Origin of the sequence: Micromonospora sp. MH33 (genome assembly GCF_003013775.1) — a bacterium.
Taxonomy (GTDB): Bacteria; Actinomycetota; Actinomycetes; order Mycobacteriales; family Micromonosporaceae; genus Micromonospora; species Micromonospora fulviviridis.
Genome location: NZ_MUYZ01000365.1, coordinates 1 through 5887, shown reverse-complemented (window position 1 = coordinate 5887; position 5887 = coordinate 1). Strand labels below are relative to the sequence as shown.

2 protein-coding genes are annotated in these 5887 nt (G+C 76.7%); both read right to left on the bottom strand.

The features are described from left to right. On the bottom strand, positions 1-3327 hold a 3327-nt coding region (locus B0E53_RS32270; protein WP_146167856.1), incomplete at its 3' end, for a type I polyketide synthase. 46 nt (positions 3328-3373) lie between these two features. Continuing rightward, positions 3374-5887: type I polyketide synthase (locus tag B0E53_RS32265; RefSeq protein ID WP_146167855.1), on the bottom strand; the 2514-nt coding region annotated here is incomplete at its 5' end.

Here is a 5887-nt window from a genome sequence, read left to right as displayed (position 1 = left end):
GACGGCCCCCCGGGTGAGGCACCACAGCCGGCCGGGCAGGCCGGTGTCGGCGAGGGCCTGGGCGACGGTGAGCAGCAGCGCCGTTCCGGCCGGGACGGCGGGGGCGTCGGGCAGCGGCCCGTCCGGCCCGGGCAGAACGCAGAGCACCCCGCGCCAGCCCGGCTCGCCGCGCTGCCGCAGCAGCTCACCCAGCTCGGCCCGCCCGGTCCCGGCGGGCACGGCGAGCACGTCGACGTCGGCGAGCAGCGCGTCCCACGGCCCGGAGGTCTCGCCCGCCCCCGCCTCGGGGGTGGGGACGACCACCAGCCAGCGGCCGGTGAGGGCCGGCGCGGGGGCCGGGTGGACCGGCTCCCAGCCGATCCGGTACGACCAGCCGTCCACCACGGCGTCGCGTTGCCGGGCCTGCCGCCACGACGACAGCACCGGTACGGCCGGGGCGAGGGCCGCGACCGCGTCCGGGTCGTCCTGCACGGCCAGGTGGGACGCCACGGCGGGCAGGTCCCCGCGTTCCACGGCGGCCCAGAAGTCGCCGTCGGCCCCGCCCGGCCGCTCCCGCGACGCCGTGGTGGCGTCGCCGGGGCCGGCCCAGTAGCGCTGGTGCTGGAAGGCGTACGTGGGCAGGTCGATCCGGCGGGCGCCGGTGCCGGCGAACCAGCCCGGCCAGGTCACCGGGTGGCCGTGCAGGTGCAGCTCGGCCAGGGCGGCCAGCAGGGCGTCGGCCTCGGGGCGGTCCGCGCGTTGGGCGGCCACCGCGAGCACGCCCCCGTCGGCGGGGAGGATGTCGGCGGCCAGCGCGGTCAGCACGCTCTGCGGACCGATCTCCAGCAGGGTGTCCACCCCGGCGGCGCGCAGCGCGGCGACCCCGTCGGCGTAGCGGACCGCCTCGCGGACGTGCCGCACCCAGTAGTCCGGTGTGCGGAGCTCGTCGGCGTCGGCCAGTTCCCCGGTCAGGTTCGACACCACGGGCAGCGCGGGGGCGGCGAAGGTCAGCCGGTCGAGGACCCCCCGGAACTTCGCCAGCATGGGCTCCATCAGCGGGCTGTGGAACGCGTGGCTGACGCTCAGCCGGCGGGTCCGCACGCCCCGGTCCCGCCAGAGCTGCTCCACCCGGTCCACGGCGTCGACCTCGCCCGACACGACGACGGCGTTCGGGCCGTTGACCGCGGCGATGCCGATCCGGTCGGTCAGGCCGTCGAGGGTGGACCGCACGTCGGCCTCGGCGGCGGCGACCGCGAGCATCCCGCCGCCGGCGGGCAGCGCCTGCATGAGCCGGCCCCGCGCGGCGACCAGCGCGCAGGCGTGCTCCAGGGACAGCACCCCGGCCACGTACGCGGCGGTGATCTCCCCGATCGAGTGCCCGCCCACCACATCGGGCACCACGCCGAACGACTCGACCAGCCGGAACAGGGCGACCTCGACGGCGAACAGGCCGGCCTGCGTGAAGACCGTCTGGTCCAGCAGGTCGGCCTCGGGCGAGCCCTCGGTGGCCAACAGCACGGACGTCAGCGGCCGCGGCAGGGCCCGGTCCAGCTGCCCGCACACCTCGTCCAGCGCCGCGGCGAACACCGGGAAGGCGGCGTACAGCTCCCGGCCCATGCCGGGGCGCTGCGCGCCCTGGCCGGAGAAGAGGACGGCGAGCTGGCCGCGGGGCACGCCCGCGCCGGCGAGCACATTCCCGGCCGGCTCCCCGGCCGCGAGGGCCCGCAGCCCGGCGATCAGGTCGTCCCGGCCGGCGGCGGCCACCACCGCACGGCGGTCCAGCACGGACCGGGACACCACCGAGGAGTAGGCGACGTCCAGCGGCCGGGCGTCGGCGTCGGCGGTCAGCCAGGCGGCCCAGCGGCCGGCCTGGGCGGCGAGGGCGGCGTCGGAGCGGGCGGAGAGCAGCACCGGGACGACCGGACGGTCGACCGCCGCCGGCTCCTGCTCGGCGGGCTCCGGCGCCGGGGCCTGCTCGATGATGGTGTGCGCGTTGGTGCCGGACACCCCGAACGACGACACGGCCGCCCGGCGCGGCCGGTCCACGGCCGGCCACGGGGTCGCCTCGGTGGCGAGCGCGACCGCCCCGGCGGCCCAGTCGACGTGCGGGGACGGGGCGTCCACGTGCAGGGTGGGCGGGACGACGCCGTGCCGGATCGCCAGCACCATCTTCATCACGCCGGCGACGCCGGCGGCGGCCTGGGTGTGGCCGAGGTTGGACTTGACGGAGCCCAGCAGCAGCGGGGCGGCCTCGCCCCGGTCCTGCCCGTACGTGGCGAGCAGGGCCTGCGCCTCGATCGGGTCGCCGAGGGTGGTGCCGGTGCCGTGCGCCTCCACCACGTCGATCTGCTCGGGCGTGAGCCGGGCGTTGGCGAGGGCCTGCCGGATCACCCGAACCTGGGAGGGGCCGTGCGGGGCGCTCAGGCCGTTGGACGCGCCGTCCTGGTTGACCGCGCTGCCCCGGACCACGGCGAGGACCGGGTGGCCGTGGCGCTGGGCGTCGGAGAGGCGGGCCAGCAGCAGCATGCCGATCCCCTCCGACCAGGAGGTGCCGTCGGCGGCGGCGGCGAACGCCTTGCACCGCCCGTCGGCGGCGAGGCCCCGCTGCCGGCTGAACCCGACGAACACGGCCGGGGTGGGCATGATGGTGACGCCACCGGCGAGGGCCAGCTCGCAGTCGCCGTTGCGCAGCGCCTGGACGGCCAGGTGGAGCGCCACCGACGACGAGGAGCAGGCGGTGTCGATGGTGACCGCCGGCCCCTCCAGGCCGAGGGTGTACGCGATCCGGCCGGAGATGACGCTCGTGGAGTTGCCGGTGAGCAGGTGTCCCTCGCCGTCCTCGGCCTGGGCGATCACCGCGTCGTAGCCGTGCGAGGCCGCCCCGACGAACACCCCGGTACGGCTGCCCCGCACCGCCGGCAGCGGCAGCCCGGCCCGCTCGAACGCCTCCCAGGACGCCTCCAGCAGCAGCCGCTGCTGCGGGTCCATGGCCAGCGCCTCGCGGGGGCTGATGCCGAACAGGTCGGCGTCGAAGTCCGCGGCGTCGTAGACGAAGCCGCCCTCCCGCACGTAGCTGGTGCCGGGGTGGTCGGGGTCGGGGTGGAAGAGGCGGTCGAGGTCCCAGCCCCGGTCGGCCGGGAACGGGCCGATCCCGTCGCGACCGTCGCGCACGAGTTCCCACAGCTGCTCGGGCGAGTTCACCCCGCCCGGGTACCGGCAGCTCATCGCCACGATGGCGATCGGCTCGGAGTCCCGGGCCTCCAGCGCCCGCAGCCGCCGCCGGGTACGCCGCAGCTCCGAGGTCGTACGCTTCAGGTACTCGACGTACTTCTCGTCCTCGTTGGTCACCGTGGGCCTACCTCACTCGGCATACCGATGTCGTCGCGGCCGGCGGTCACGACGTCTCCAGCTCGCGGTCGATCAGGTCGAAGATGTTCTCGGTGGTGGCCGACTCCAGGTCGTCGTCGCCGTCGGCGTCGGCCCGCCGCTCGGCCAGCCGGTCCAGCAGGCCGTGCAGCCGCTCGGTGATCCCGCGGAACTCGTCGTCGGTCGGATCGAGCCCGGCGAGCGCCGCCTCCAGCCGGTCGAGTTCCCGCCCGACGCCCGACGTCCGGTCGACGGCCACGTCCGCGACGGCGAACTGCGTGGCCAGGTACGCGGCGAGCGCCGCCGGCGTCGGGTTGTCGAAGACCAGCGTCGCCGGCAGCCGCAGGCCGGTGGCCGCCCCGAGCCGGTTGCGCAGCTCCACCGCGGTGAGCGAGTCGAAGCCGAGTTCCCGGAACGCCCGGGCCGGTTCCACGCCGGCCGGGTCGCCGAGGCCGAGGACCACGGCGACGTGCGACAGCACCAGGTCGCGCAGGGCGCGTTCCCGCTTCTCGCCGGGCAGGCCGCGCAGGGTGTCGGCGAACGCCTGGCCGCCGGCGGCCTCGGCGGCGACGGCCCGGCGGCCGGCGGTGCGGACCAGGGCCGCCAGCAGCGGGTGGCCGTGCGTCACCATCGCCGTGTTGATCCTGGCGGGCATCACCGTCGGCCGCTCCGACCGCCAGGTCGCGTCGAACAGGGCCAGGGCCTCGTCGTTGGTGAGTGCCACCAGCCCGCTGCGCTCCAGCCGCCGCCGGTCGACGTCACCGAGATGCCCGGTGATGCCGCTGGCCTGCGCCCACAGGCCCCACACCAGGGAGACCGCCGGCAGGGCGAGGGCCCGCCGGTGTTCGGCCAGGGCGTCGAGGAACGCGTTGCCGGCCGCGTAGTTGCCCTGGCCCGGCCCGCCGAGCACGCCGGCGGCGGCGGAGTAGAGCACGAACGCGGTCAGGTCGGAGTCGAGCGTGGCCCGGTGCAGGTTCCAGGCCGCGTCGACCTTCGGCCGCAGCACCGCGGCGAGCCGGTCCGGGGTGAGCGACTCGACGGTGGCGTCGTCGACGACCCCGGCCACGTGCACGACGGCACGCAGCGGGTGCCGCGCGTCCACCATGGACAGCACGTCGGCCACGGCGTCGGGGTCGGCCAGGTCGGCGGCGACGATCGACACCTCCGCGCCCAGCGCCTTGAGGTCGGCCAGCAGGTCGTCCGCGCCCTCGGCGTCCGGGCCGCGGCGGCTGACCAGCAGCAGGTGCCGGGCGCCGTGGGCGGCGACCAGGTGCCGGCAGAGCAGCGCGCCCAGGGTCCCGGTGGCACCGGAGACCAGGACCGTGCCGTCGAGCCGCGGCACCCGCGGGATGCTCAGGGTCAGCTTGCCGACGTGCCGGGCCTGGCTGAGGAAGCGGAACGCCTCGGGGGCGCGCCGGACGTCCCAGGTGCGCCGGGGCAGCGGCCGCAGCTCACCGCCGGCGAACAGCGCCATCAGCTCGGCCAGCATCCGTCCGATCGTGGCCGGGCCGGCCGCCATGAGGTCGAAGTCCTGGTAGCTCACGCCGGGGTGGTCGGCGGCGACCCGCCGCGGATCCCGCTTGTCCGTCTTGCCCATCTCGACGAACCTGCCGCCCGGGGACAGCAGCCGCAGGGACGCGTCCACGAACTCGCCGGCGAGGGAGTTGAGCACCACGTCGACGCCGCGCCCGCCGCTGCGCTCGCGGAACTCGTCGACGAAGTCGAGGGTGCGCGAGGACGCGATGTGCGCGTCGTCGAAGCCGGTGGCGCGCAGCGCCGGCCACTTGCCGGGGCTGGCCGTGCCGTAGACCTCCGCGCCGAGGTGGCGGGCGATCTGCACGGCGGCCATGCCGACACCGCCGGTCGCCGCGTGCACCAGCACCGACTCCCCGGCCGTCAGCCGGCCCAGCTCGACCAGCCCGTACCAGGCGGTCAGGAAGACCACCGGCACCGCGGCCGCCTCGGCGTACGACCAGCCGTCGGGGATGCGGGTGAGCATGCGGTGGTCGGTGACCGCGACGGAGGAGAACGAGCCGGCGATGATGCCCATGACCCGGTCGCCGGGAGCGAGGCCGGTGACGCCGGGACCGACCTGGCGCACCACGCCGGCGCCCTCGCTGCCCAGCACCTCCTGGTCCGGGACCATGCCGAGAGCCAGCACCACGTCCCGGAAGTTGAGCCCGGAGGCGCGCATCTCGACCAGGACGTGCCCCTCCGGCAGCTCGCCCGCCCCGGCGGGCACGGGGAGCAGGGCCAGGTTCTCCAGGGTGCCCGTCTCGGTGACGTCGAGCCGCCACGGCACCTCGTCGCCGGGCAGCGACAGCACCCCGGCCTCCCGCGCCCGGACGAGCCGGGGCACCAGGACGGCGCCGTCGCGGACCGCGAGCTGCGGCTCGCCCGAGCCGACCGCGGCCGGGACCGCGGCGAGGGAGGTGGCGGCGTCGTCGGTGTCGAGCAGCGTGAAGCGGCCGGGGTGTTCGGACTGCGCCGACCGGACCAGCCCCCACAGGGCGGCGCGGGCGAGGTCGCGGGGGGCCTCGCC